Below are 25,304 nucleotides of genomic sequence, written 5' to 3' on the forward strand. Positions count from 1 at the left end.
CAGCCCCATCCGTGTTCGTTGTGACCGAGCGCGTCGTGCCTGACACTCGGGAAACTGTCCCTCAGGCCTGCTGGAGTTGCCCCGATGAATGATTCTGTGCGTTTCGAAGATAAAGTCGTGATCGTCACCGGAGCCGGTGGTGGCCTGGGACGCGCGCACGCCTTGCTGTTCGCCAGACAGGGCGCCAAGGTGCTGGTCAATGACCTCGGCGGCTCGACTCAGGGCGAAGGCGCCAACGCTTCGGCGGCCGACCGCGTGGTGGCGGAAATCCGCGAGGCCGGCGGCATCGCCGAAGCCAACCATGACTCGGTCACCGACGGCGAAAAACTGGTGCAGAACGCGCTCGACGTATTCGGCCGCGTCGACGTGGTGGTCAACAACGCCGGGATCCTGCGCGACAAGACTTTCCACAAAATGGAAGACGCCGACTGGGATCTGGTCTATCGCGTCCATGTCGAAGGCGCCTACAAGGTGACCCGCGCCGCGTGGCCGCACCTGCGCGAGCAGAACTATGGGCGAGTGATCTTCACCGCATCGACCTCGGGCATTTACGGCAACTTTGGCCAGTCCAACTACGGCATGGCCAAACTCGGCCTCTACGGCCTGACTCGCACCCTGGCCATCGAAGGCCGCAAGAACAACATCCTGGTCAACGCCATCGCCCCCACCGGCGGCACTCGCATGACCGAAGGCCTGATTCCGCCGCAAGTGTTCGAACAACTCAAACCGGAACTGGTCAGCCCGCTGGTGGTGTACCTGGCCAGCGAGCAATGCCAGGAAACCTCGGGCCTGTTCGAAGTCGGCGGCGGCTGGATGGGCAAAGTGCGCTGGGAGCGCAGCCTGGGCGCCGGGTTCGATCCCCGCGTCGGTTTTTCCCCGGAAGACGTCGCGGCGCACTGGCAGCAGATCTGTGATTTCGAAGGCGCGGTGCATCCGAAAGACAACATCGAGGCGCTGAAGGAAATGATGGCGAACCTGCAGAAATATTCGCTGTAAACCGTAGCGGCAAGGTCAAGAAACGACCTTGCCTTTCAAGTGTTCAAGGAAAGTATTTGGCCACGAGTGCCGCCAGGTTTGCCGCCGTCTGTGCGTCCATTTCTCCTTCGCAGGCTTGCGGGCGAAAGTGCAATTGAAAGGCACGCACGAGTTGCCGATAGCCCGCCTCGTCTGTGGCCCTGGATGTGTCGTAGCCATAGGTCTTGAACTGTTGCAGCAGGTTGGCCCGGGATGGAATGCCTGATTCGGTGAACTGCTGCAAAAAGCGGTTCCGGGTGTCCTCGTCATACCAGGCGCCAACGCCCTTCAAATACAACGCGTACCACGGAAACTTCGGTCCGGGATCACTCTTGCGGCCGATGGCAATGTCCGAATGGCCGAGCACCTGGGTCGGCCCGATATCCGGATAGCGCGCAAGAATGTTCAATGCCAATTCTTCGATCGCACGGATCTGTTCAGGATGGTATGGCGGAAAGTTGAAGAGGCCGTCCTTGAATGTCGCCATGTTGACGATTTCCACGCCGATGGACGTGTCGTTGAGGTTGCTGCGATTACCCCACTGACTGATCCCGGCATGCCAGGCACGCTGGGTTTCATCCACCAGACCGAAAACTTCCTGAGTGCTGTGACCGGCCCGCTGATAGCTGGGATCAGTGATGTCCGGCACCAGATAGTGCGCACTGACACTCGGGCCGGTCAGGGCGGCAATCGAGCCGGCGAAGTCGACGGCGGTGTAGTGAAAGACAAGAAACCGAATCCGTCCGTTGAAACTGTGGATGGAGCGGTATTGGTTATAGCTGATGGTTTTCAACGAGCAATCCTTCCAATGGATAAAGTCAAAACCAGCCCTTTGTGTTCGCTGGTCTGGCAATGATCTTAATTGAGAAGCGCGATCGCGAAGTTACAGAGACGTGTAGCCGATTTCGGGAAATTGTGTAGTTCGGGCACTTGTAGATCGCATTGCCCAGTGCAGAGGAAGCTGTCGGTGCGCCAGCGACATTTGCCAGGTCGCGCCCATAAAAAAGGCCGCTGCAAACGCAGCGGCCAAGGTAAGACGTTGGATCAAGGAGCTACAAATCAACGTCAGTGAACACCGGGGCGATGGATCGAGGAAATGCTTCGGTCCATCAGAAATCGGTTGCCGACGACTCGGTCGCGGACTTTGTGCTTGCGGGCGGTGCGCCGTGAAAGCCCGCTCAGAATAAGCGCTCGAGACCAAAGTAAAAATAGCGAAACCGGACATGCACTGTTACGGGGCATGTAACAGTGCAGTGATTCGAAGGGCCATCATCCGTCACGTTGATGGTGGTGCATCCAGCCTGTTCATGGCGGGCGCAGAGCCTTGCCGCAGGCGGGTATTCATCCTTTCGAGCGACGGCGCGAATACCTCCTTGGTGCGCTTATCGTCCCCGTGTGGCGGCAGTAGGGTGGGGCCTTCTGTCACTCACCGGGGAAGACGCATGACAAAAACAACAATGCGCGCCATCTTCACACCGCAGGCGCTCGCCGCTGCGGTGGCCTTGGGCTGCTGTGCCCAGGCGCACGCGGTCGCTTTCAATATCGGGGAAATCGAAGGCACCTTTGATTCTTCGCTGTCGGTCGGCGCGAGCTGGGGCATGCGCGATGCCGACAAGTCGCTGGTGGGTACGGTCAACGGCGGAACCGGCCAGTCGTCCACCGGTGATGACGGGCGTTTGAACTTCAAGAAAGGCGAGACCTTTTCCAAGATCTTCAAAGGCATCCACGACCTCGAACTCAAGTACGGCGACACCGGTGTGTTCGTGCGCGGCAAGTACTGGTACGACTTCGAGCTCAAGGACGAAGACCGCGAGTTCAAGCCGATCAGCGACAAGGGCCGCAAGGAGGGCGCCAAGTCCTCCGGCGCGCAGATTCTCGATGCGTTCATCTATCACAACTATTCCATCGCCGATCTGCCGGGCACCGTGCGCGCCGGCAAACAGGTGGTGAGCTGGGGTGAAAGTACTTTCATCGGCAACTCGATCAACAGCATCAACCCGATCGACGTCTCGGCGTTTCGCCGGCCGGGTGCGGAGATCAAGGAAGGGCTGATTCCGGTAAACATGCTGTTCGCCTCTCAGGGGCTCACCGATCAACTGACGGTCGAGGGCTTCTATCAACTGGAATGGGATCAGACCGTCCTCGACAACTGCGGCACCTTCTTCGGTGTTGACGTGGCGGCGGACGGCTGTAACAACGGCTACACCGTCGGCAGTCCGGCGATCGCCCCGTTTGTACCGCTGACGGCAGCCTTCGGTCAGCCGATCCAGGTGACCCGCGAAGGCGTGATCGTGCCCCGTGGCGGCGACCGCGATGCGCGGGATTCCGGACAATGGGGTACGGCACTGCGCTGGCTCGGCGATGACACCGAGTACGGCCTCTACTTCATGAATTACCACAGCCGCACGCCGACCGTCGGCACCAGCACCGCCGGGCTTTCGACCCTCGCGGCGCTGCCGGGCATGGTCGGGATCGCAAACGGTCTGGCACCCGGCAGCGGTTCGGGGCTGGCGCAAAGCGTGATGCTCGGGCGCGGCCAGTACTACCTCGAATACCCGGAAGACATCCGCCTGTACGGCGCGAGTTTCTCCACCACGCTGCCGACCGGCACCGCCTGGACCGGCGAGATCAGCTACCGGCCCAACGCGCCGGTGCAGGTCAACACCAATGACTTGACCCTGGCGCTGCTCAATCCGATTGCCGGCGGTGCGGCGTCGCCGCTGGTGACCTCGCCGGGCGCCGACAACAAGGGCTACCGGCGCAAGGAAGTGACGCAGATCCAGAGCACGCTGACGCACTTTTTCGATCAGGTCTGGGGTGCGGAACGCCTGACCCTGGTCGGCGAAGCGGCGGTGGTGCGGGTCGGTGGGCTGGAGTCGCGCAGCAAGCTGCGTTATGGCCGTGACTCGGTCTACGGTCAGTACGGTTTCGGCGGTGACACCGACGGTTTCGTCACCTCCACCTCCTGGGGCTATCGCGCCCGGGCGATCCTCGATTACGCCAACGTGATCGGCGGGATCAACCTCAAACCCAACCTGTCCTGGTCCCACGACGTTGCCGGTTATGGCCCCAACGGTCTGTTCAACGAAGGCGCCAAGGCCATCAGCGTCGGGGTGGATGCCGATTACCGCAATACCTATACCGCCAGCCTGAGTTACACCGACTTTTTCGGTGGTGACTACAACACCCTCGAAGACCGTGACTTCGTGGCCCTGAGTTTCGGTGTGAACTTCTGATCTGCCCGAGAAGGATGAATGCAATGCGCAAGATGATTCTGCAATGCGGTGTCCTGGCCCTGAGCCTGCTGGCCGCCAACGTGATCGCGGCGGTCTCGCCGGAAGAGGCCAGCAAGCTCGGCACCAGCCTGACGCCGCTGGGCGCCGAAAAGGCCGGCAACGCCGACGGCTCGATTCCGGCCTGGACCGGCGGTATTGCGAAAAACGCCGGTGCGGTCGACAGCAAAGGCTTTCTGGCGGACCCGTTCGCCAGCGAAAAACCGCTGTTCACCATCACTGCTGCCAACGTCGACAAGTACAAGGACAAGCTGTCCGACGGCCAGGTGGCGATGTTCAAGCGCTACCCCGAAACCTACAGGATCCCGGTCTACCCGACCCATCGCACCGTGGCCGTACCGCCGGAAATCTACGAATCGGCCAAGCGCAGTGCGCTCAACGTCACTAGCATCAACGACGGCAACGGCCTGGCCAACTTCACCGGCAACCGTTACTACGCATTTCCGATTCCGAAGAACGGTGTTGAAGTGTTGTGGAATCACATCACCCGGTATCACGGCGGCAATCTGCGACGGATCATCACTCAGGTGACCCCGCAGACCAATGGCAGCTACACACCGATCCGCTTCGAAGAAGAGATCGCCGTGCCGCAATTGATGAAGGATCTCGATCCGGAAAAAGCCGCCAACGTCCTGACCTTCTTCAAGCAGTCGGTGACCGCCCCGGCGCGTCTGGCCGGTAACGTGCTGCTGGTGCACGAGACCCTCGATCAGGTGAAGGAACCGCGTCTGGCGTGGATCTACAACGCCGGCCAACGGCGGGTGCGTCGTGCGCCGCAAGTTGCCTATGACGGGCCGGGCACCGCTGCCGATGGCCTGCGCACCTCGGACAACTTCGACATGTTCTCCGGTGCGCCGGATCGCTACGACTGGAAACTGATCGGCAAAAAGGAAATGTACATTCCGTACAACAGCTACAAGCTCGACTCGCCGAGTCTCAAGTACGACGACATCGTCAAGGCCGGGCACATCAATCAGGACCTGACCCGCTATGAACTGCACCGGGTCTGGGAAGTGATCGGCACGGTGAAACCGAACGAGCGGCACATCTACGCCAAGCGCCACATGTACATCGACGAGGACAGCTGGCAAGTGGCGCTGGCCGATCATTACGACGGTCGCGGGCAACTGTGGCGGGTGGCCGAGGGACACGCGCAGTATTACTACGATCACCAGACCCAGGCCTACACCCTTGAAGCGCTCTACGACATCATCGCCGGCCGCTACATTGCTCTGGGGATGAAGAACGAAGAGAAGCACAGCTTCGAATTCGGCTTCGAAGCCAAGGCTGCCGACTACACGCCGTCAGCCCTGCGCGCCGAGGGCGTACGGTAAGGGTTTTGATACATCGGCAAGGCGAAAGGCGACCGTACGGTCGCCTTTTTTATGGGCGCCAATCAGCTTGCTGAATACTCGTCAACAAGCGCCGGAGAGAGGTCTAGGGTGAGCGTACAACGATAAGAAGGCGCACCCGATGACCGCCATGACACCCAGTTTGGACCGACCGGATTTTCTCCCGAGACTGTCTCCCCATCATCTGCCGCGCCCGCGCCTTTGCGAGGCACTCTTCGATTCGACGGCCCGGGTCAAACTGATCTGTGCGCCGGCCGGCAGCGGTAAAACCGCGCTACTCACCGAGTGCCTGCTGCAAGCGCCGGCCAATTGCACCGTCTGCTGGTTGCCGCTGGCAGGGGCTGCCTTGGGTGTCGGCGAATTTTGCGAACGGCTTGCATGTGCGATGGGACTGACGGTCTCGGACGAGGCTTCGTTGCTTTATGAACTGGCGCGAAGGTCCTCGGAAACCTGGGTGTTGATCGACGATTACTGCCGCAATCCACAGCCGGCGCTGGACGCATTGCTCGACCGGATGCTGGCGATCAGCAGTCCGGCCGTGACATGGTGGATCGGTACGCGGCGGCGGCCACCCTGCAACTGGCCGCGTCTACTGCTCGATGATGCCCTGTACGATTGTGAAGGGGCGATGCTGGCGCTGACCCGGGACGAAATCGCACAACTACTGCGCCACTTGCCGCCAGACCAGGCCGACAGCGTGGCGGCTCGTATTCATCAGCGCAGCGGTGGCTGGTGTGCCGGAGTACGGATGCTGATGATGCAAAAATGCGACTGGTCGCAAAAGACCTTGCCCCAGCAGCGCATGGATACCTTGCTGGACTACCTGCAACACGAACTGTTCAGCGGCTTGAGCCCGGAACTGGCCGAAGCCTGGCGGGTGCTGGCGCATTTGCCGCGTTTCAATGCCAGCCTTTGCGATCACCTGTTTGGTGCCGGAGACGGGGCGCAATGGATGCGCAACCTGCAGACGCTGGGATGTTTTATCGAACCCTGGCGAGGATCTCCGGACTGGTTGCAGGTGTGTGCGCCACTGTCACGCCTGATGCGTGACGAACCGTGGCCTGCCGGGCGTTCCTGGCATCGCCGGGCCTGTCAGTGGTTTGCTGCCGGGCAACATTGGAAATGTGCTTTCGAGCAGGCGCTGCTGGCCGAGGAGTACGAGGTCGCTGTGAGTCTGTTACAGCATTTCAGTTTCGAGCATCTGTTCGAGGAACAGACGGTCGTGCTGTTGCTGCGTCTATATGAACAGCGCGGCGAGGAACTGTTGCTGGGTTCGGCGCAACTGGTCGGGTTGATCACGGCTGCATTGTTGTTCGCCGGTCGCTTTGTCCAGGCGGCGGATTGCATCGGGCAGCTGTCGCGTTTTTTGCCGCCACCGTCGGCTGGCCAGCAACGGCAATTGATTGCCCGCTGGCAGGCTCAGCAAGGCTGGCTGTTGCACCTGCAAGGACGGATGGAAGAGGCGCGTGATCACTTTGAACAAGCCTTGAGCGATCTGTCGCCGAAGGCCTGGACAGCGCGCCTGCTGTGCCTGTCGGGACGTACACAGCAGGCGCTGCTGTGTGGCGATCTGGAACTGGCGCATTCGATCAATCGTGAAGCACTTTGCCTGGCCCGGGCTGAAGGTTCATTGCTGTTCGAGGCGTTGCTGGAGCTTGATCATGCCCAGGTGCTCGAACAGCGTGGTGGGGCCGCCCGGGCCGAAGAGCTGCTGGCCAATCTCTGCGAAATGCTCGGATTGTCCATTGAGCGGCCGACGCCGCTGCTGGGCCGTATCGCCCTGCGACGCGGGCGACTGGCGCTAAGCCTGGGACAGCAGGAACGGGCAGCCGAGTTCTTTCAACAGGGGCTCGACGACTGTCTGCGCAGCTTTGACAAGCGTGTGCTTTACGGCTTTCTGGGGCTGGCTCAACTGGCTGCCGATCAGGGGGATTTCCCACAAGCCTTCATGCGTCTGCGCGATGCGGAACGGTTGATGCAGCAGCGGCAGATTCCGGACACGGTCTATCGCAGCATCCTGTTGCAGGTCAGCAGCGAGTTCTGGCTGCAACAGGGGCGGCCAGAACTGGCCCGGGAGGCCTTGACTCGGGTAATTCGGCACTTTCGTGGCCCCAACGCACGGCAGGCACCGCCGGCGACGCTGGAGCTTGTCCCGCGCATCGAGTGTTTGCTGATTCTGGCCGAGACCCGGTTGCATCAGGCACCTCAACCAATGGCACGTTTGCAGCGACTGTTCGAACAGGCCAGATCCCGTCGGATGATCCTTCTTGAAGCCGAACTGTTGCTGGCGATGGGGGAGGTGGCCTCGTTGCTCGATGAAGGCGAATCTGCCCGGCTTTACTTTGAAAGAGGCCGGGCATTGGCAAGCCATTTCAAGTTGTCACGATTATTGTTGAAGTTTGAAGAGCAAGTGCCGGATGCCTGGGTTGATTTGGTACAGCAAAAGAAACTTTCAGATAAAAGTGGCGATGAAAATTCATTGAGTTTGCGAGAGTCTCAGGTCCTGGAATTGATTGCTTCGGGAAACTCCAATCAACAAATAGCGGACAAGTTGTTCATCTCATTGCATACGGTTAAAACTCATGTCCGAAGAATTCACGCCAAGTTGGGCGTGGAACGTCGGACGCATGCCGTGGCGCGGGCAAGAATGCTGGGGTTGTGCAGTTAATTGTCAGTTAATGAAATTGTAGGTCAGGTTGGCGGCCGGAAATTTTCAAAACTTTGTAAAGTGTGGTGGGTGTCTGTGTGGGTGCTTCTCAAGCTAAGTTAATTACACGTTTCGGGTGATGTTGTATTGCCTGGTAGTAATGTGTATTGCCGGAGTTTGTTTATGAGTGCCATGGAAAAAATTTCGATTGAAACAAGTCTGGGTAAAGTTGATCAGGGTTTTGTAGAGTTTGAACGTATGCTGGGAGGGTTGCCTTCGTTCAAGTCGTATTTGCAGGAGCTAGTGTTAAACGAACTTCAGAAATTGCTGCCGGATATTTACATCAGCAAGACTTACATCACTGCCCGAAGTCGGGAAATCGTCAATCCGCAACCGACCGGGCTGGTCATGAACGTATTCATGCAGTGCCTGGCGCGGGGCCGGGCACCCGTGTATGACGCCAGCCAATACGGCGTCTACGACTGGCCTGACTCCACGGATGACGAGGATCGAATCCAGGGTCTGGATGTGGCTGCCGTCGGCTCGGTGATCGCCAATGTGTTGGGCTCGCTGGCACAAAAATACTCGCCCTTGCTGGCGCAATATTGGGCCGCATCTTCGGGCAAGGATGACAAGGGGCGCAAGCTGCCGTCGCGCAGCCGTCAACTACAGGATGCCTATGCCGCGCTGTTCTGGCAGGAATTGAGTGCGACAGTGCAGTTGCAAGGTGTGCTACCGGAAGTAGAGGAAAGTTTTGCCGTCTTCATAAGGAACGCATCCATGACGCCGGCCTACAGTGTTTCTCTGCAACTGGAAAACGGCCGATTCGCGACGCTGGCCGGTTGCTTTGTCACTTACCTCTCTGGCCGCTCGGTCTCTGAACTGATACCGGGCGAGAACGAATGGGTCGTTCTTTTCACTCACGTGAACGGCCTGGAAACATTCCGCACATCGGCCATGATGCAGCGTGTTCTGGAGCAGCGCCTGAGCAACCCGGACAGCCGGCTGCAACTGCTCAAGGGCATTGCCCTGGAAGACGCCGCTCAGGTCAGGCAGGTTCCGGACATCCGTTACCTGAACATTCAGGGAGAACTCTTCCACACCCTCACGGCCGGGTTGCTAGAACAGCAGCAGAGAGACGTGACCTGGCATCTTCGCCAACTGGAAAAAAACGGCGCGGATCTGCAGGCCGTCATTCAGTCCATCGAATCGGTGCATCGTCAGCAGACAGTGAGCGATACCGCAAAGGGACGCATTGCCCACCTCCTGATCCTGATGAACAAAAAAATCGGCCGCAATGGCTCAAGGACGCTCCCGCCGCCCATCAGGAAGTTTTCGCCTCGATGGAAAACGGATTGTTGAGAAGTCAGGTGGCATTGCATGAGTCGATGGGCGGGGTGTCTTCATTCCAGGAATATGTGCGCGGTGTCGTCGAAACTCATATTTCCGCAGACGATACCCAACGTGTGGATCCTGATACGGTCTGGGTGACGGTGCAACATTCACTGCCGATGGGCAGCCGGCGTATCGAGCATATCGAGCGTAAAACCCTGACCCAGCTGTTCATGTACGGCGTGCATGACAAGGGGGCTGCGTACTCGATCAAGTTCGAGGCGTTTCACAACAACCCGCGACTGACCGCGTCCAATATCGAACGCACCATCCGCCAGCTTGATCTGCGGGTGCAATACGCCAATGAACGCAATGACCGCTTTGGACGGGCGTCGGTCAGAGAAGCCATGTGTAAAGTGCTGGCACAGCAGATTGCCGTCAGTAACTTCGCCGCGATCCTGCAAAAACACATCAGCCCGCAGGCCCAGGATATGGTACAGCGGTATCTGCTCGGGAAACCGGAAATGGAGGCAACGGGTGTTGCTTTCCGGCCTTACTACAAACCGTTCAGGGACATGCTTGCGTTTCGCGCGAAAGGCGCGGCGCCTGATCATTCAAGGCATGTCCTTTATGCTCCCGGCGCACCGACAGGGCAGCAGTGGTTCGAGTTCACCGATCTGACGGCATTGAAGCGACAGTTCATTGCCTGGGGATTCGAGCCGCGTGACCGTGACTTCCTGACCGGTCAGGCATTCAGCGAAAATCGTGCGGAATTCGAGAAGGACTACCTTTCCTTCAGCGAACCGGGCCCGGTATTCCAGCCATGGTGGTGGGGGGACGTGACACTGGTGCAATGGACTCAAGGGCTGGATGATGGCCCGCTGATGGGGGCCATCCACGGGATCATCGACTGGGAAGTCGCTGAGGAAAAAGTGGCTACCCCCGTCTGGTACCGGAACGCGGCGGCGCAGGATCGTGAGCTGCTCACCCGGCTGAATACGGAGTTCAAGGCGATCTACGAAGTGTCAAAAGATGAGCTGAATATCCCCACAATGGTGTCGTTTTCGCGAGACCTGGTGATGGAAAGGCTGAACCGTCATCTGCGAGGGGCTGACCCGAAACACCCATTGATCGATCCTGATCAAGTGAACGTCAAGGTGCGTGGGCAGGAGTGGATGACGCTTACTCAACTGTTCATTCAATGGCAACTCTGGCCGAGCGATGGTCAGGTGGCATTTGCCTCCAGAAATGGTGCTTCGCTGGGAAATCTGAATGCGAGCGTTGTGAGGGCCTTGATCAGCCTGAAACCGGCCATGGCGTATGAGTGGCATCTGGTTGACCATTTCGCCAATTCCCCGAAGCAGAGCCTGAAGGCGAAGCTCTTCTGCAAGGTCAAGCAAAACGAAATGCTCAAGGCTGCAGTGACCCAAAAGATGCAGGGCTCCCTGTCCTCCGAGCAATTCAATTGGTTGGCGGGACTGGTCGAGGGGCTGGATCATGACCGCCCTCATGAGCTGGAACCGTTCAAACCCGGAACCACCCCGCAGGAAGGTATTTATACGCTGACCCTTGAGGGGCGACGCATCGAGGGTGCCTACACGTTCGGACGCCGTGTGGCGGGGAAGTTGCAACTGCTGGTCTACATTCCCAAGGCACCGGACGGTTTGAGCTTTCGTCCGCTCGCGTCGCTGACACTGGGACTCAAGGGCGGCAGCCTGGGCAATCACGTCATTGCACTGGCAAGGCTGGAGCACCGAGCTGTCGTGCAGAATTTCGTCATTCGTTGTCAGAAAGCTGCAAACACCCTCCCTGCACCTGCATTGATCAACAGTTACGCCGTGACTCATTTCAAGTTCGAGTTCGACAGCATGGTTTCGCGGGTGCTCAGCGATGTCGATCATCAAACGACCACGCCTGCCGAGCGTTTCTGGAACACGGTGCTGGTGGTCACGGAGCTGGCGGTGGATATCGTCTCGCTGTTTGTACCGCCGGTGGGACTGGTCGCCAGTATCGTACGGATCACAAGGTCGATCGTTCAGGGCATCGTTGCCTACAGCCTGGGGGATGACGACGCAGGCAGGAACCATCTGGCCTCGGCCTGGAGAAGCTCCATCCTCTTGTACGTCGGCGTGATCGCCGGTGTTGGCGGATCGGTTTCGGCGGTGGGCGCGTTGACACGGGTCAAGGATATTGCGGACATCGTATCTACCGCGACCGGCGTGCCGGTCGGGATCGGTTACATCACCGCAGCGGTTTCTCCCCATGTGATTGCGGACAGCAAGACCCATATCGTCGGCTGATCATTCAATCTTTCAAGCTGGCTGAAACCCCATCCGCCAACTCACGGCCCGCGTCGCCGCCAGCAATCGCTGCGCCGCCGGGCCGTTTTCGTCGGCGTGGAACAACGAGGTCGGGCCGACGATGGTCAATACCGCCGCGACCTGCCCGAGGGCGTTGAACACCGGTGCCGAGAGAGCATCGACGCCAGGCATCAGCAAGCCGTGGACATGATGCAGACCGCGTTCGCGAATCTGTCCGCACAACGCCGCATAGGCTTTTTCGTCCGCCAGCGGATGGCCGCCGACGGCGATTTCCTGCTCGCGCAATTCATCGGTTTCACGATGCGGCAGGTACGCGCCGAAGACCAGACCAGTGGATGAACTGAGCAGCGGCAACACCGAGCCCAGTTGCGTCACCACGGTTACCGCGCGCACCGCCGGTTCGATGTGCACCACGGTCGCGCCCTGATTGCCCCATACCGCCAGGAAACAGGTTTCGTTGAGTTCGTCGCGCAGCTCGGCCAGGGGCAGGGCGGCGACTTTCAGCACGTCCATACTGTTGAGTGCCGCCAGGCCCACGCGCAGCGCTTCACGACCGAGGCCGTAATGGTTGGTGGCGGTGTTCTGCTCGGCGAAGCCGCTGGCGATCAATGCCTGCAGATAACGATGAACCTTGCTCGCCGGCATCTGCACATGTTCGGCCAGACGCGACAGCGAAGTGGACGGCGACAACTCGGCCAGGGCCTTGAGGATGTCGGTGCCGACCTCGGCGGAGCGGACTTTCTGTTTGCCGTTGCTGTCGCTGGTTTTTTCCATGGTGCTGCCGTGTCCCGGAACGAATGGGCGTCTTTATAGCTTGACGCTGGATAGCGAGCAAATTACGTTATGCGTAATTGAATTACGATAAAAATAACCCCGGCGTGCCAAGACCTCCGATCCAGAGCGTCCGGCCATGCCGACTCCCAGTTCAGGAGGCTCCATGAACCTCGATTCAGCCCTGGCTTACCAGTCCGGTTTCGGCAACGAATTCAGCTCCGAAGCGTTGCCCGGCGCGCTGCCCGTCGGCCAGAACTCTCCGCAAAAAGCCCCTTACGGTCTGTACACCGAACTGTTCTCCGGCACCGCGTTCACCATGACCCGCAGCGAAGCGCGGCGTACATGGATGTACCGGATCCAGCCATCGGCCAATCACCCGGCTTTCGTCAAACTGGAGCGGCAACTGGCAGGTGGTCCGTTGGGTGAAGTGACCCCCAATCGCCTGCGCTGGAACCCACTGGACATCCCGGCCGAACCCACCGATTTCATCGATGGTCTGGTGAGCATGGCGGCCAACTCCGCTGCCGAAAAACCGGCCGGCATCAGCATCTATCACTATTGCGCCAACCGTTCGATGGAACGCGTTTTCTTCAACGCCGACGGCGAGCTGCTGCTGGTGCCGCAACTGGGTCGCCTGCGCATCGCCACCGAACTGGGTGTGCTGGAAGTGGCGCCGCTGGAAATCGCCGTGCTGCCACGGGGTTTGAAATTCCGCGTCGAACTGCTCGATCCGCAAGCGCGCGGCTACGTCGCCGAGAACCATGGCGCGCCGCTGCGCCTGCCGGATCTGGGACCGATCGGCAGCAACGGTCTGGCCAATCCGCGGGACTTCCTGACCCCGGTCGCCGCCTACGAAAACCTGCAACAACCGACCACCCTGGTGCAGAAATTCCTCGGTCAGTTGTGGGGCACCAAACTCAATCACTCACCGCTGAACGTGGTCGCCTGGCACGGCAACAACGTGCCGTACAAATATGACCTGCGCCGCTTCAACACTATCGGCACCGTCAGTTTCGATCACCCGGACCCGTCGATCTTCACCGTGCTGACCTCGCCGACCAGCGTCCACGGCCTGGCCAACCTCGACTTTGTGATCTTCCCGCCGCGCTGGATGGTGGCCGAGAACACCTTCCGTCCGCCGTGGTTCCACCGCAACCTGATGAACGAATTCATGGGCCTGATCCAGGGCGAGTACGACGCCAAGGCCGAAGGTTTTGTGCCCGGCGGCGCATCTCTGCACAGCTGCATGAGCGCCCACGGCCCGGACGGCGAGACCTGCACCAAAGCCATCAACGCGGACCTCAAACCGGCCAAGATCGACAACACCATGGCCTTCATGTTCGAGACCAGCCAGGTGCTGCGCCCAAGCCGCTTCGCCCTCGACTGTCCGCAACTGCAATCCACTTACGACGCCTGCTGGGCCTCGCTGCCCGCCACGTTCGACCCGACCCGGAGATAACCCATGACTCAGAATTCCATCACCCGCAGTTGGGTCGCTTCCGCCAATGGCCACAGCGATTTCCCGCTGCAGAACCTGCCGCTGGGTGTGTTCAGCCTCAACGGCTCGGCGCCGCGCGCGGGCGTGGCGATTGGTGAACACATATTCGATCTGCAAGTAGCGCTGGAGGCCGGGCTGTTCGACGGCGTCGCGCGCCGTGCTGTCGAAGCCATGCGCGGCGGGCAGTTGAACGCCTTCTTCGAACTCGGCCGCGACGCCCGCGTTGCATTGCGCGAACGTCTGCTGGAGCTGTTCAGCGAAGGCAGCACCCATCGCGGCAACATTGAAGCCCAGGGCGCAAAACTGCTGCCGCTGGCTGCCGATTGCCAGTTGCACCTGCCGGCGCGCATCAGTGACTACACCGACTTCTACGTTGGCATCGAACACGCGCAGAACGTCGGCAAACTGTTCCGCCCGGACAACCCGCTGCTGCCGAACTACAAACACGTGCCGATCGGCTACCACGGTCGTGCGTCCACCGTGCGTGCTTCCGGTGCCGACGTGAGGCGTCCGAAAGGCCAGACCTTGCCGGCCGGCGCGACCGAGCCGACTTTCGGCCCGTGTGCGCGTCTGGACTATGAGCTGGAGCTGGGAATCTGGATCGGTCAGGGCAACGAGATGGGCGAGCCGATTGCCATTGGCGATGCCGCTGAACACATTGCCGGTTTCTGCCTGCTCAACGACTGGTCGGCCCGTGACATCCAGGCCTGGGAATACCAGCCGCTCGGCCCGTTCCTGTCCAAGAGCTTCATCACCAGCGTCTCGCCATGGGTGGTGACTGCCGAAGCGCTGGCGCCATTCCGCACCGCACAACCGGCGCGTCCGCAAGGTGATCCGCAGCCGCTGCCGTACCTGCTCGACAAACGCGATCAGGAGGGCGGTGGTTTCGACATCGAGCTGGAAGTGCTGCTGCTTACCGAGAAAATGCGCGAGCAGAATCTGCCGGCCCATCGCCTGACCCTGAGCAACACGCGCTACATGTACTGGACCGTTGCGCAAATGGTCGCGCACCACAGCGTCAACGGTTGCCAGTTGCAGGCCGGTGACCTGTTCGGTTCGGGCACCTTGTCCGGCCCTGAAAACGGTCAGTTCGGCAGCCTGCTGGAAATCACCGAGGGCGGCAAAAAACCGATCGAGCTGGCGTCCGGCGAAGTGCGCAAATTCCTTGAAGACGGCGACGAAATCATCTTGCGCGCTCGCTGCGCCCGCGAAGGTTTTGCCTCGATCGGTTTCGGCGAGTGCCGTGGCACCGTGCTGGCGGCACGCTGACAGGAGCGGGTCATGGATCTTTACACCTATTACCGTTCCACCTCGTCGTACCGGGTGCGGATCGCGCTGGCACTCAAGGGCCTCGACTATCAGGCGCTGCCGGTCAATCTGATCGCAGCGCCTGGCGGCGAGCATCGGCAACCGGCGTATCTGGCGATCAATCCCCAGGGCCGGGTGCCGGCGCTGCGCACGGACGAAGGCAAGTTGCTGATCCAGTCGCCGGCAATCATCGAATACCTGGAAGAGCGTTATCCACAGGTGCCGTTGCTCCCCGAGGACCTCGTTGCCCGTGCCCAGGTGCGCGGTGTGGCGGCGGTGATCGGCTGCGACGTGCATCCGCTGCACAACGTCAGCGTGCTTAATCGCCTGCGCGGGTTGGGGCATGACGAGCCGCAGGTCAACGAGTGGATCGGCCACTGGATCAGTCAGGGGCTGGCGACGGTGGAGCAATTGATCGGCGACAGCGGTTTCTGTTTTGGCGAGTGGCCGTGTGTGGCTGACGTTTACCTGATTGCGCAGTTGTACGCGGCCGAGCGGTTCAACGTTTCGCTGGAGGCCTATCCACGGATTCGCCGGGTCGCCGCGTTGGCCGCTGAACATCCGGCGTTCATTGCGGCGCATCCGGCGAATCAGCCGGACACACCGTAACCCTTGTGGGAGCGAGCTTGCTCGCGAAGAGGGGGGGGGCCGCCAGCAATGTCGCCTGACTGACCGCTTTCGCGAGCAAGCTCGCTCCCACAATAGATCTGCGCTGTGACCAAAAAATCATAAAAACAAAACAGGTACCTTGCGATGCACAACCAGATTGCCAGCTTCCGGGCGGCACTCGACGCCCGTCCTGTGTCCCGCTTTCAGTGGTTGCTCCTGATTCTTCTCGCCTTGCTGCTGGTCACCGACGGCTATGACGCCCAGGTGCTCGGTTACGTGGTGCCGGCACTGGCGCAGGACTGGGGCCTGGAAAAGTCCGCGTTCGGCCCGGTGTTCAGCGCCAACCTGCTGGGTCTGACGCTTGGCTCCCTCGCGGTGACGCCTCTGGCCGACCGCTTCGGCGTTCGACGGATTCTGCTCGCCTGCGTGCTGATCTACGCCAGCCTCACCGTGCTGATGGTGTTCGCCGATTCCCTGAATACCCTGATGATCGCGCGCTTCATCTGCGGTATCGGCATGGGCGGCGCGATGCCCAGCGCCATGGCGTTGATGTCGGAATATTCACCGCCACGCCTGCGTACGCTGATGGTGACGCTGGCGGCTTGCGGCTTCTCGTTCGGCGGTGCGGCCGGTGGTTTTGTGGCGGCCGGCTTCATCGACCGTTTCGGCTGGCAAGCGGTGTTCCTCGCCGGTGGTGTCACGCCGTTGCTGCTGTTTCCGTTTCTCTGGTGGATGCTGCCGGAATCCTTGCCGCGTCTTCTACGTGACGCGCCGCCCTATGCGCGCCTGCGCAAGGTCACCGCACGCATGCTGCCGGAGTGGCAACCGCCCGCCGCATCGGTCGAGCAGAACGAACGCGAGCAGGGCAGCAAGCTGACCGTGGTGGAATTGTTCCGCAACGGTTATGCGCGTCCGACCTTGCTGATCTGGGCAACCTTTTTCGTCAGCCTGATCCTGCTGTATTTCATGATCAGTTGGCTGCCGTCGCTGCTGCTGGAAAGTGGCCTGAAACTCAACGAAGCGAACCTGGTGACGTCGATGTTCCTGTTCGCCGGCACGCTCGGCGCGATCTGCATGGCGTGGTTCGCCGATCGATTGAAAAGCAAGGTGCGACTGTTGTCCGGCGTGCTGGCTGGCGCGGCGGTGTGCACGATTCTGCTGGGCCTGAATCACGACAACCCGCGTTATCTGGTGGCCTGTGTGTTCGCGGCAGGGTTCTGCATCATCGGCGGGCAACTGACGCTCAATGCGTTCGCCAGCAATTTCTATCCGGCCCAGGTTCGCGCCACCGGCACTGGCTGGGCATTGGGAGTCGGGCGATTCGGCTCGATTCTCGGGCCGCTGTTCGGCAGCCTGTTGCTGGCGATGCACATTCCGGTGGAGCAGATTTTCTTCTTCTGCGCGATTCCGGCGGTGATCGCGGCGTTGCTGATCATTCAGGTGCGTTCGCCTTCGCAGGTTGCGCAAGATCCTGTGGGAGCGAGCTTGCTCGCGAAGAACGATAACGCGGTTTGACTGATCGACCGCGTCGCCTGATTCGCGAGCAAGCTCGCTCCCACAAGGGATCAGTGGACGACTGAGTTGGGTGGCAGATGCCCCAGCCGTTCCGTCAGGCGAAGTCGCTGAATCGGGTCGTCACTGAGCAACAGCGCGTGCTCCAGATCGAAACGCTCGGCGTTCGGACAATCGAGGCGCTGGTACAGACTGGCCCGGGCCAGGTAATCGGCGGCGCTGGCGTTGCCCAGTTCGAGCACGCGCTCGGCATCAATCAGCGCCGCGATGAAATCGTCGTGGGTCAGGTGCAACTGGCGCAGGTTGCGTGACAGACGCTGTAGCATCTGCACCGGCTCGGCAGTCAGCAGGTGGTCGGCGTTGAGTTTCATCTGATGGCCGTACTGGCGATGCAGCAGTTCGCGGCAATCGTTCGGATACAGGCGCCGTCCGCCGCACGGATCGAGCAGGTGATCGGCTCCGGGCACCTTCAGCAGGAAGTGCCCGGGAAGTTCACGCCAACCAGCGGGATCTCCAGACCTCGGGCCAGTTCCAGGGCGATCAGTGCCAGCGCCAGCGGCTGGCCGCGTTTGGTCTGCATGACTTTGTGCACCATCGCGGCCTGCGGACGCAGCGGTACGAAATCATCCTGGGCAAAACCGAGGTCAGTCATGCGCCGCAGCAACGGTTGCGCCAGTTCGCTGACCGGAAGCAACGGCAAGCCATAACTGACTCGCTGCTGCAGTTCCTTGAATTCCTGCAACAGCGCTTCGGGATCGGCTTGTTTGTCGTGTTCGGCGGCCATCCACAACGCGGCTTCGAACAGCGCGGGCGGTGAACGGTGCAGACAATCGAAGAAACGTTGGCGCGGACTCATCTCAATCTCCGGAGCATGCCTCGTTTTAGCCCCGTCTTTGCCATTCGTCCAGTGTCGGGGCTGCTCTGCCATCGGGTTATGCCGCAACGTATTGGTCGCTGTCGGGCCTTATTCCCGTGCGCTTCAGCAATTTTTGGGCGCAAGCCTATACTGGCGTCTACCAGAAGTGATTCGGGAGCCTGCCGATGTTTGCTCTCATGCAAAGCACTCGCCTGGAATCGCTGCACCTTAGCGTTGATCCGGTGTCCGGATTGAAGGCGGTCATTGCCATCCATAACAGTCGCCTCGGGCCAGCCCTGGGCGGTTGTCGTTATCTTGCCTACCCGAACGACGAATCTGCAGTCGAGGACGCCATACGCCTGGCCCAGGGCATGAGCTACAAGGCCGCGCTGGCCGGTCTTGCTCAGGGCGGCGGGGTGGCCGTGATCGTGCGGCCGGTCCACGTGGAAAACCGCGCTGCATTGTTTGAAGCCTTCGGCCGTTGCATCGATCAGCTCGACGGGCGCTACATCACCGCCATCGACAGCGGCACCTCGGTGGCGGACATGGATTGCATCGCCCAGCAGACTCAGCATGTCACCAGCACTACTTCAGCCGGCGACCCGGCGCCGCATGCCGCGATGGGCGTGTTCACCGGGATTCGCGCCACGGCCATGGCACGGCTGGGGAGCGACAATCTTGAAGGCTTGCGCGTGGCAATTCAGGGGTTGGGCAATGTCGGGTTTGCGCTCGCGGAGCAGTTGCACGCAGCGGGCGCCGAACTGCTGGTCAGCGACATCGACCACGGCAAGGTGCAACTGGCGATGGAACAGCTCAACGCCCATCCGATTGCCAACGACGCATTGCTCAGCACGCCGTGCGACATCCTCGCACCGTGCGGCCTTGGCGGTGTGCTTAACAGCCACACGGTCACCCAGTTGCGCTGCTCGGCGGTGGCGGGCTCGGCCAACAATCAGCTGACGCATCTGGACGTCGCCGATCAACTGGAACGGCGCGGCATCCTGTATGCACCCGATTACGTGATCAATGCCGGCGGGCTGATCTACGTTTCCCTCAAGCACCGGGGCGAAGAACTGACGACCATCACTGCGCATCTGTCGAAAATCAGTTCGCGGCTGACTGAAGTTTTTGCCCATGCCCAGGCGGAAAAACGTTCACCGGCGCGGGTGGCGGACGAACTGGCGGAAAAGGTGTTGTACCGCTGAGGTTTGTCCGGGCATGAAAAAGCCCCTGAGTCTTTCAACTCAGGGGCTATTCAATTCCGAGGCTATTCAATTCAAAGGCGTCAATTCAGATGCCGATTACTTCGCAGCCTTTGCCGCCTTGGCAGGTTTGGCCGGCGCTTCTGCCGGTTCAGCCACCTCTGCAGGCTCGGTTGCCACAACCGGTGCCGCTGGTGCGTTGATCAACTCCGACAATGCGTCAGGCTGGCTCTTGAACGCCCGGGCGAACACATCGCGGTTCTTCGCCATGAAGATCCCGACTTCTTCCACTTGCTGCTCGCTCAACGAAGGAACGGCTTTTTCCAGCACTTCGGCCAACAGTTCGGCCAGTTCGAGCATTTTGTCATGACGGTCAGCTTCGGCTTTATCCATGAACAAGCGCTCCAGATCTCGGCTGCTGCGGTATACCACTTCGACGGCCATTCACCACCTCACATGCCTTCACATTAAGTTGTCTTCGCGACTACTGTATCTATATACAGCGAAAAGGATAAGCGAATCCCTGCGCTTTGGGTAGTGGCTTTTCAATGTAGACCGGATTCGGATTTTGTCAGCCCTGCGCCTGCGCGCAGGTGCGACCAAACGCCACGGCGCGGGTTTTGCGTCACCTCGCCATCATGGCGTGGCCTCTTTTCTGCATGCATCTGCGTACGTGTGCAATAACCGTCACGTCCAGCACGCAACATCCGCTCGAACCGGGCTAAGGAACCTTCATCGTGAAAATCAACTGGGCCGAGAAACTGCGGCAAAACGTGCATCAACTAGCCGAGTCCCTGGGCAACCTGTTCGTCGAGACTTTCCACTACCTGGCGCTGTTCGCCATTGGTGCGGTGACCGCGTGGGCGGCGGTGATGGAATTTCTCGGGATGCTCGAGGAAGGGCACATCAAGATCGATGACATTCTGTTGCTGTTCATCTATCTGGAACTGGGGGCGATGGTCGGGATTTATTTCAAGACTAACCACATGCCGGTGCGATTCCTGATTTACGTGGCAATCACGGCGCTGACGCGCCTGCTGATCTCCAACGTCTCCCACCACAATCCGCCAGACATGGGCATCATCTACCTGTGCGGCGGGATTCTGCTGCTGGCGTTTTCGATCCTGGTGGTGCGTTACGCCTCATCGCAATTCCCTTCGGTGAAAATCGAGAACCCGCACCGCAAGATCGGCACGGGTTCCAGTGAACATCCGGAAGTGGAGAAGGGCGAACTCTAGAGGCCGGCAGCTGGCCGGGGATGATGTCTGGCCTGACGCGGTGGCGGAGTGATTCCGTCGCCGCGGGTCATGGCGTCGAGGATCGCCATGGCGCTATGGCCCTGCTCGATGGCGATGCCGAACTGAATGCTTTGCACCAGGCGCTTGAGGCGCTTGGGGTCGTTGCGCTGTTCGGCGCTGATCATCCGTTTGGCGACGATCCGGCCGCCGTTGGAAAGGGTCAGCATGATGCTGCCGTCGAGCCCCTGAATGCTCAGGTTGATCTGATAGTCCGGCGCGAAGGCATCGGTAATGATCTGAAAAGGATTGTCCATGATGCGTCACCGCCTGATTGAACGTGCAGTTGTTGACCGGCCTTGATCGGGTTGGTTCGCCAAACCTGACCATCGGCCCTTCCGTGGTCCCGTCTCCTTCAGCGATGTAGCAAGGGACATGCCGGGAATATTGTCGAACAATGAAACCGGTCAAAAAGAAGGCGAGTCCATGGCTCGCCTTCTTCGTTTGCGGCCCGTTTCAGGGCAGAACCGAGTAGATGATCGCTGACAGTGCAATCAGACCGATCAGCACCACGAACACGTTGGACGCCTGGCCCGAATACTGGCGCAAGGCTGGCACGCGGCGGATGGCGTACATCGGCATCAGGAACAACAGGCAGGCAATCACCGGGCCGCCGAGGGTTTCGATCATGCCGAGGATGCTCGGGTTGAAGGTCGCCACGGCCCAACAGCTGAGGATCATGAACAGCGCGGTTGCACGGTTCAGCCAGCTCGCCGACATCACCCGGCCACGGCTGCGCAGACTTTTGACGATCATGCCCTGGAAGCCTTCGCTGGCGCCGATGTAGTGGCCGAGGAAGGATTTGGTGATCGCCACCAGCGCGATCAGCGGCGCAGCGTAAGCGATGACCGGGGTCTGGAAGTGGTTGGCCAGGTACGACAGGATCGAGATGTTTTGCGCCTTGGCCGCTGCCAGATCCGCCGGCGACAGCGCCAGCACGCAGCTGAAGCAAAAGAACATCACCGTGACAACCATCATGCCGTGAGCCATGGCGAGAATGCCGCTGCTCTTGCGCTCGGCCTGATCGCCATAGCGCTGTTTCTGGTTGACGGCGAAGGCGGAAATGATCGGCGAATGGTTGAACGAGAACACCATCACCGGGATCGCCAGCCACAGGGTCTTGAGGAACACCGACATTTCCATCGGTTCCCGGGCGCTGGCGAAGAATGCGCCGTTCCAGTTTGGAATCAGGCTGATGCCGAGCAACAGCAGCGCGGCGACGAACGGATAGACCAGCACGCTCATGGCTTTGACGATCACGCTCTGACCGCAGCGGACGATGGCCATCAGACCGAGGATCAGCGCCAGCGACAGCACCGCGCGCGGCGGCGGGGCGATGTGCAATTGATGTTCAAGGAAGCTGCCCAGGGTGTTGGTCAGCGCCACGCTGTACACCAGCAGGATCGGGAAAATCGCAAAGAAATACAGCAGCGTGATCAGCTTGCCGGCGCCGATGCCGAAGTGTTCTTCCACCACTTCGGTGATGTCGCCGGAGCGGCCCGACAGCACGAAGCGGGTCAGGCCCCGGTGCGCGAAAAAAGTCATCGGGAATGCCAGCACCGCCAGGATCAGCAACGGCCAGAAGCCGCCGACACCGGCGTTGATCGGCAGGAACAAGGTGCCGGCACCGATGGCCGTGCCGTACAGGCCGAGCATCCAGGTGGTGTCGAATTTGCTCCAGCCCTTGTGGGCGATTTCGTTGTTGCATATGCGGTCTACAGCGGGATTTTCGGCAGCAGGTGTGCGTACATCGGTCATCGTTTTTGCCTCGTTATTATTCTTGCTCGGGCTCACGTGTTACGGGCGGTCAGGGAGCGCTCCTCAGCACTCCACCCAGCTCACGGCCAAGCCGCCCCGTGAAGTCTCTTTGTATTTGTCATGCATGTCGGCGCCGGTATCGCGCATGGTGCGGATCACCCGGTCGAGGGAAATGAAGTGTTTGCCGTCGCCGCGCAGGGCCATTTGCGTGGCGTTGATCGCCTTCACCGCAGCGATGGCGTTGCGCTCGATGCATGGCACCTGCACGAGCCCGCCGACCGGGTCGCAGGTCAGGCCGAGGTTGTGTTCGAGGCCGATTTCGGCGGCGTTTTCCAGTTGTTCCGGGGTGGCGCCGAGCACATCGGCGAGCCCCGCAGCAGCCATCGCACAGGCAGAGCCGACTTCGCCCTGGCAGCCGACTTCGGCGCCGGAGATCGAAGCGTTTTTCTTGCACAGGATGCCGACCGCTGCCGCGCCCAGAAAGAACGCAACCACGTCATCGTCGGACGCATCCGGATTGAATTTCATGTAGTAGTGCAGAACGGCCGGGATGATCCCGGCGGCGCCGTTGGTCGGCGCGGTGACCATGCGCCCGCCGGCGGCGTTCTCTTCGTTGACGGCGAGGGCGAACAGATTGACCCATTCCATCGCCGACAGGGTCGAACTGATCACGTTCGGCTTGCCGATTTCCAGCAGGCTGCGGTGCAATTTCGCGGCACGACGCGGCACATTCAGACCGCCAGGCAGGACGCCTTCGTGACGCAGGCCCTGCTCGACGCATTCGCGCATTACCGACCAGATGTGCAGCAGGCCCTGACGGATTTCGGCGTCGCTGCGCCAGGCCCGTTCGTTGGCCATCATCAGTTCGGAAACCCGCAGGTTGTGCTGCTTGCACAGCGCCAGCAGTTCGACGGCGCTGGAGAATTCGTATGGCAACTCGACGTCGCCGGCCGGCACTACGCCGGATTCGGCTTCGGCCGCTTCGATGATGAAACCGCCGCCGACCGAGTAGTACGTTTGCTCGAACAGTTGCCCGGATGCACCGAAGGCTGTCAGCGACATGGCGTTCGGGTGGTAGGGCAGGCTCTCGTCCAGCAGCAGGAGATCGTGCTGCCAGTTGAAGGCGATCGAACGTTCACCGGCCAGAGACAGTTGGCCGGTTTCGCGCAGTTGCTGGATGCGCGGTTCGATGGTCGACGGATCGATGCTGTCCGGCCATTCGCCCATCAAGCCCATGACCGTCGCGCGGTCTGTGGCATGGCCGACACCGGTGGCCGAAAGCGAGCCGTACAAGCGGATTTCCACTCGCTGCACATCATTCAGCAAACGCTGGTCGATCAGGGCCTGGGCGAAGGTCGCGGCGGCGCGCATAGGGCCGACGGTGTGGGAGCTGGACGGGCCGATGCCGACTTTGAATAGATCGAAAACGCTGATAGCCATGCTAAACCCTTACAAGCAATGGAGTAGGAATCGCTGCCATTTTTTGTAGGACAAGCGCAATGTCGGCGATACTGCCTGTCTCGCTTCAGCGTGACTAACGAAACTTCCTAAGTAAGCCTTTAGCAGGACTAAACCATGAGTCGTCAATTGCATGCCCAGACTTACGTCTGGCTGCAGGTGTTTTCCTGTGCCGCGCGGCACCTGTCATTCACCCGATGTGCCGAAGAACTGCACATCACGCCGGGAGCGGTGAGTCAGCAAATACGACAGTTGGAAGAGCGCCTGGGCTTTCGTCTGTTTCACCGTCGTGCGCGGGGTGTGGAGCTGAGTGCGGAAGGGCAGCGACTGGCGATTACGGTCAACGAGGCTTACGGCAGCATCGATGCGGAATTGCGTCGTCTTGATGCAGGGATGATCAGCGGGATTCTGCGGCTGCGCTCGATTCCGTCGTTCCTCAGCAAATGGCTGACCCCGCGCCTGCCGCGTCTGCAACAGCGTTATCCCGACATACAGCTGCGGCTGGTGGCCGAGGACAGCAGCGTGCCGTTACATGAAGGGGATTTCGACCTGGCCATCGACCTGAACGATGGCAGCTATCCGGGACTGTTATCCACAGCCTTGCTCGATGAGCAGATTTTTCCGGTGTGCGCGCCGGGCCTTCTGCGTGGGCGACCACCGCTGCATGGGCCGGCGGATCTGGTGCATTTCCCGCTGTTGCACGACATCACTGCCTGGCGCGGCAGCTACGAATACGCGGAGTGGGAGTTTTATCTCAATGCCATCGGTTTCGAGGGCGCCGATGTGCGGCGCGGGCACACATTCAATCGCAACCACCTGACCATCGAAGCGGCGATTGCCGGTATGGGCGTGGCGATTGCCCGGCGCACGCTGCTCAACGACGAGTTGGAGCGGGGAACGCTGATTGTGCCGTTCGGGATTTCGGTACCCAATCACAAGCGCTATGTCTTGCTCTACTCGCCGGGGGCGTTGAGCCATCCGGGTGTGCGGGCGGTGCATGACTGGCTGGTGGAAGAGGCGGGGATTTTTCGCAGCCTGCACCCGTTGGGTGATGGCCAATTGTGAGCAGATTTTT

Annotated in this window: 18 protein-coding genes and 2 pseudogenes; 13 read left to right on the top strand and 7 right to left on the bottom strand. The window is 60.4% G+C overall.

The genetic code is table 11. From position 1 onward, the window contains the following. Positions 1–84 precede the first annotated feature (84 nt). Entirely contained in the window at positions 85–996 is a 912-nt protein-coding gene (locus I5961_RS04635; RefSeq protein ID WP_227234483.1) for an SDR family oxidoreductase, read from the top strand. Positions 997–1,039: 43 nt separating this feature from the next. Here the strand turns inward: I5961_RS04635 and I5961_RS04640 are convergent, their stop codons facing one another. Then, positions 1,040–1,807 (bottom strand): N-acetylmuramoyl-L-alanine amidase, encoded by a 768-nt coding sequence (locus I5961_RS04640; protein ID WP_227234485.1) that lies wholly within the window; start codon positions 1,805–1,807, stop codon positions 1,040–1,042. Between the two features lie 649 nt (positions 1,808–2,456). On the opposite strand from I5961_RS04640, the gene I5961_RS04645 reads away from it, so the two are divergent. From I5961_RS04645 to I5961_RS04665, 5 genes are all read left to right on the top strand, one after another. Continuing rightward, positions 2,457–4,250 (top strand): DUF1302 domain-containing protein, encoded by a 1,794-nt coding sequence (locus I5961_RS04645; protein ID WP_085698500.1) that lies wholly within the window; start codon positions 2,457–2,459, stop codon positions 4,248–4,250. Positions 4,251–4,273: 23 nt separating this feature from the next. Continuing rightward, complete coding sequence (locus tag I5961_RS04650; protein WP_227234487.1) at positions 4,274–5,641, top strand: DUF1329 domain-containing protein; 1,368 nt, start codon at positions 4,274–4,276, stop codon at positions 5,639–5,641. 139 nt (positions 5,642–5,780) lie between these two features. Then, positions 5,781–8,327 carry a helix-turn-helix transcriptional regulator gene (locus I5961_RS04655; protein ID WP_227234488.1) on the top strand — a complete coding sequence of 849 codons (2,547 nt, stop codon included), beginning with the start codon at positions 5,781–5,783 and terminating at the stop codon, positions 8,325–8,327. A 162-nt stretch (positions 8,328–8,489) separates the two neighbouring features. After that, a complete protein-coding gene (locus I5961_RS04660) occupies positions 8,490–9,668 on the top strand; it encodes a hypothetical protein (RefSeq protein WP_227234490.1) in 1,179 nt (392 codons plus the stop codon). Beyond that, positions 9,650–11,938, top strand: coding sequence for a dermonecrotic toxin domain-containing protein (locus I5961_RS04665; protein ID WP_227234491.1), 2,289 nt, complete (start codon positions 9,650–9,652; stop codon positions 11,936–11,938). Before I5961_RS04660 ends, I5961_RS04665 begins: the two co-directional genes overlap by 19 nt. 12 nt (positions 11,939–11,950) lie before the next feature. Here I5961_RS04665 and I5961_RS04670 read toward each other — a convergent pair whose 3' ends face one another. Then, positions 11,951–12,733 carry an IclR family transcriptional regulator gene (locus I5961_RS04670; RefSeq protein WP_227234493.1) on the bottom strand — a complete coding sequence of 261 codons (783 nt, stop codon included), beginning with the start codon at positions 12,731–12,733 and terminating at the stop codon, positions 11,951–11,953. Between the two features lie 163 nt (positions 12,734–12,896). Between I5961_RS04670 and hmgA the strand changes: the two genes are divergently transcribed. The 4 genes from hmgA to I5961_RS04690 all read left to right on the top strand — a co-directional run bounded on the left by hmgA (position 12,897) and on the right by I5961_RS04690 (position 17,663). Beyond that, positions 12,897–14,192, top strand: a complete 1,296-nt coding sequence (gene hmgA / locus I5961_RS04675) for a homogentisate 1,2-dioxygenase (RefSeq protein WP_227234495.1) — start codon at positions 12,897–12,899, stop codon at positions 14,190–14,192. A gap of 3 nt (positions 14,193–14,195) precedes the next feature. After that, entirely contained in the window at positions 14,196–15,500 is a 1,305-nt protein-coding gene (gene fahA, locus I5961_RS04680; protein WP_227234496.1) for a fumarylacetoacetase, read from the top strand. A gap of 12 nt (positions 15,501–15,512) precedes the next feature. Then, on the top strand, positions 15,513–16,148 hold the full coding sequence (maiA, locus tag I5961_RS04685) for a maleylacetoacetate isomerase (RefSeq protein WP_085698507.1): 636 nt from the start codon (positions 15,513–15,515) through the stop codon (positions 16,146–16,148). Between the two features lie 144 nt (positions 16,149–16,292). Then, the gene (locus tag I5961_RS04690; RefSeq protein WP_085698508.1) at positions 16,293–17,663 is read left to right on the top strand and encodes an MFS transporter; all 1,371 of its coding nucleotides are present in this window, start codon (positions 16,293–16,295) and stop codon (positions 17,661–17,663) included. A gap of 50 nt (positions 17,664–17,713) precedes the next feature. Here the strand turns inward: I5961_RS04690 and I5961_RS04695 are convergent. Continuing rightward, positions 17,714–18,516: pseudogene (locus tag I5961_RS04695) on the bottom strand (SirB1 family protein). Between the two features lie 185 nt (positions 18,517–18,701). Between I5961_RS04695 and I5961_RS04700 the strand changes: the two are divergent. Then, complete coding sequence (locus I5961_RS04700; protein WP_085698509.1) at positions 18,702–19,721, top strand: Glu/Leu/Phe/Val dehydrogenase family protein; 1,020 nt, start codon at positions 18,702–18,704, stop codon at positions 19,719–19,721. A gap of 183 nt (positions 19,722–19,904) precedes the next feature. On the opposite strand, the pseudogene I5961_RS04705 reads toward I5961_RS04700, so the two are convergent. Continuing rightward, positions 19,905–20,162, bottom strand: a pseudogene (locus I5961_RS04705) (YebG family protein); the annotation flags it as partial. Positions 20,163–20,455: 293 nt separating this feature from the next. On the opposite strand from I5961_RS04705, the gene I5961_RS04710 reads away from it, so the two are divergent. Continuing rightward, positions 20,456–20,956 carry a phosphate-starvation-inducible protein PsiE gene (locus I5961_RS04710; RefSeq protein WP_007957255.1) on the top strand — a complete coding sequence of 167 codons (501 nt, stop codon included), beginning with the start codon at positions 20,456–20,458 and terminating at the stop codon, positions 20,954–20,956. Here the strand turns inward: I5961_RS04710 and I5961_RS04715 are convergent. The 3 genes from I5961_RS04715 to I5961_RS04725 form a co-directional block, all read right to left on the bottom strand. Next, on the bottom strand, positions 20,953–21,270 hold the full coding sequence (locus tag I5961_RS04715; protein ID WP_227234497.1) for a DUF3509 domain-containing protein: 318 nt from the start codon (positions 21,268–21,270) through the stop codon (positions 20,953–20,955). The two genes, I5961_RS04710 and I5961_RS04715, sit on opposite strands and share 4 nt — an antisense overlap. Before the next feature lie 199 nt (positions 21,271–21,469). Further along, positions 21,470–22,771 (bottom strand): HAAAP family serine/threonine permease, encoded by a 1,302-nt coding sequence (locus I5961_RS04720; protein ID WP_227234498.1) that lies wholly within the window; start codon positions 22,769–22,771, stop codon positions 21,470–21,472. Positions 22,772–22,834: 63 nt separating this feature from the next. Continuing rightward, the gene (locus tag I5961_RS04725) at positions 22,835–24,211 is read right to left on the bottom strand and encodes an L-serine ammonia-lyase (protein WP_085698512.1); all 1,377 of its coding nucleotides are present in this window, start codon (positions 24,209–24,211) and stop codon (positions 22,835–22,837) included. A gap of 135 nt (positions 24,212–24,346) precedes the next feature. Here I5961_RS04725 and I5961_RS04730 point away from each other — a divergent pair, with 135 nt between their 5' ends. Next, positions 24,347–25,294: a LysR substrate-binding domain-containing protein gene (locus I5961_RS04730; RefSeq protein WP_085698513.1), complete on the top strand. Its 948-nt coding sequence runs from the start codon at positions 24,347–24,349 to the stop codon at positions 25,292–25,294. Positions 25,295–25,304: the final 10 nt, after the last annotated feature.

The sequence above is a fragment of the Pseudomonas sp. IAC-BECa141 genome (assembly GCF_020544405.1).
In the GTDB taxonomy this organism is placed as follows: Bacteria; Pseudomonadota; Gammaproteobacteria; order Pseudomonadales; family Pseudomonadaceae; genus Aquipseudomonas.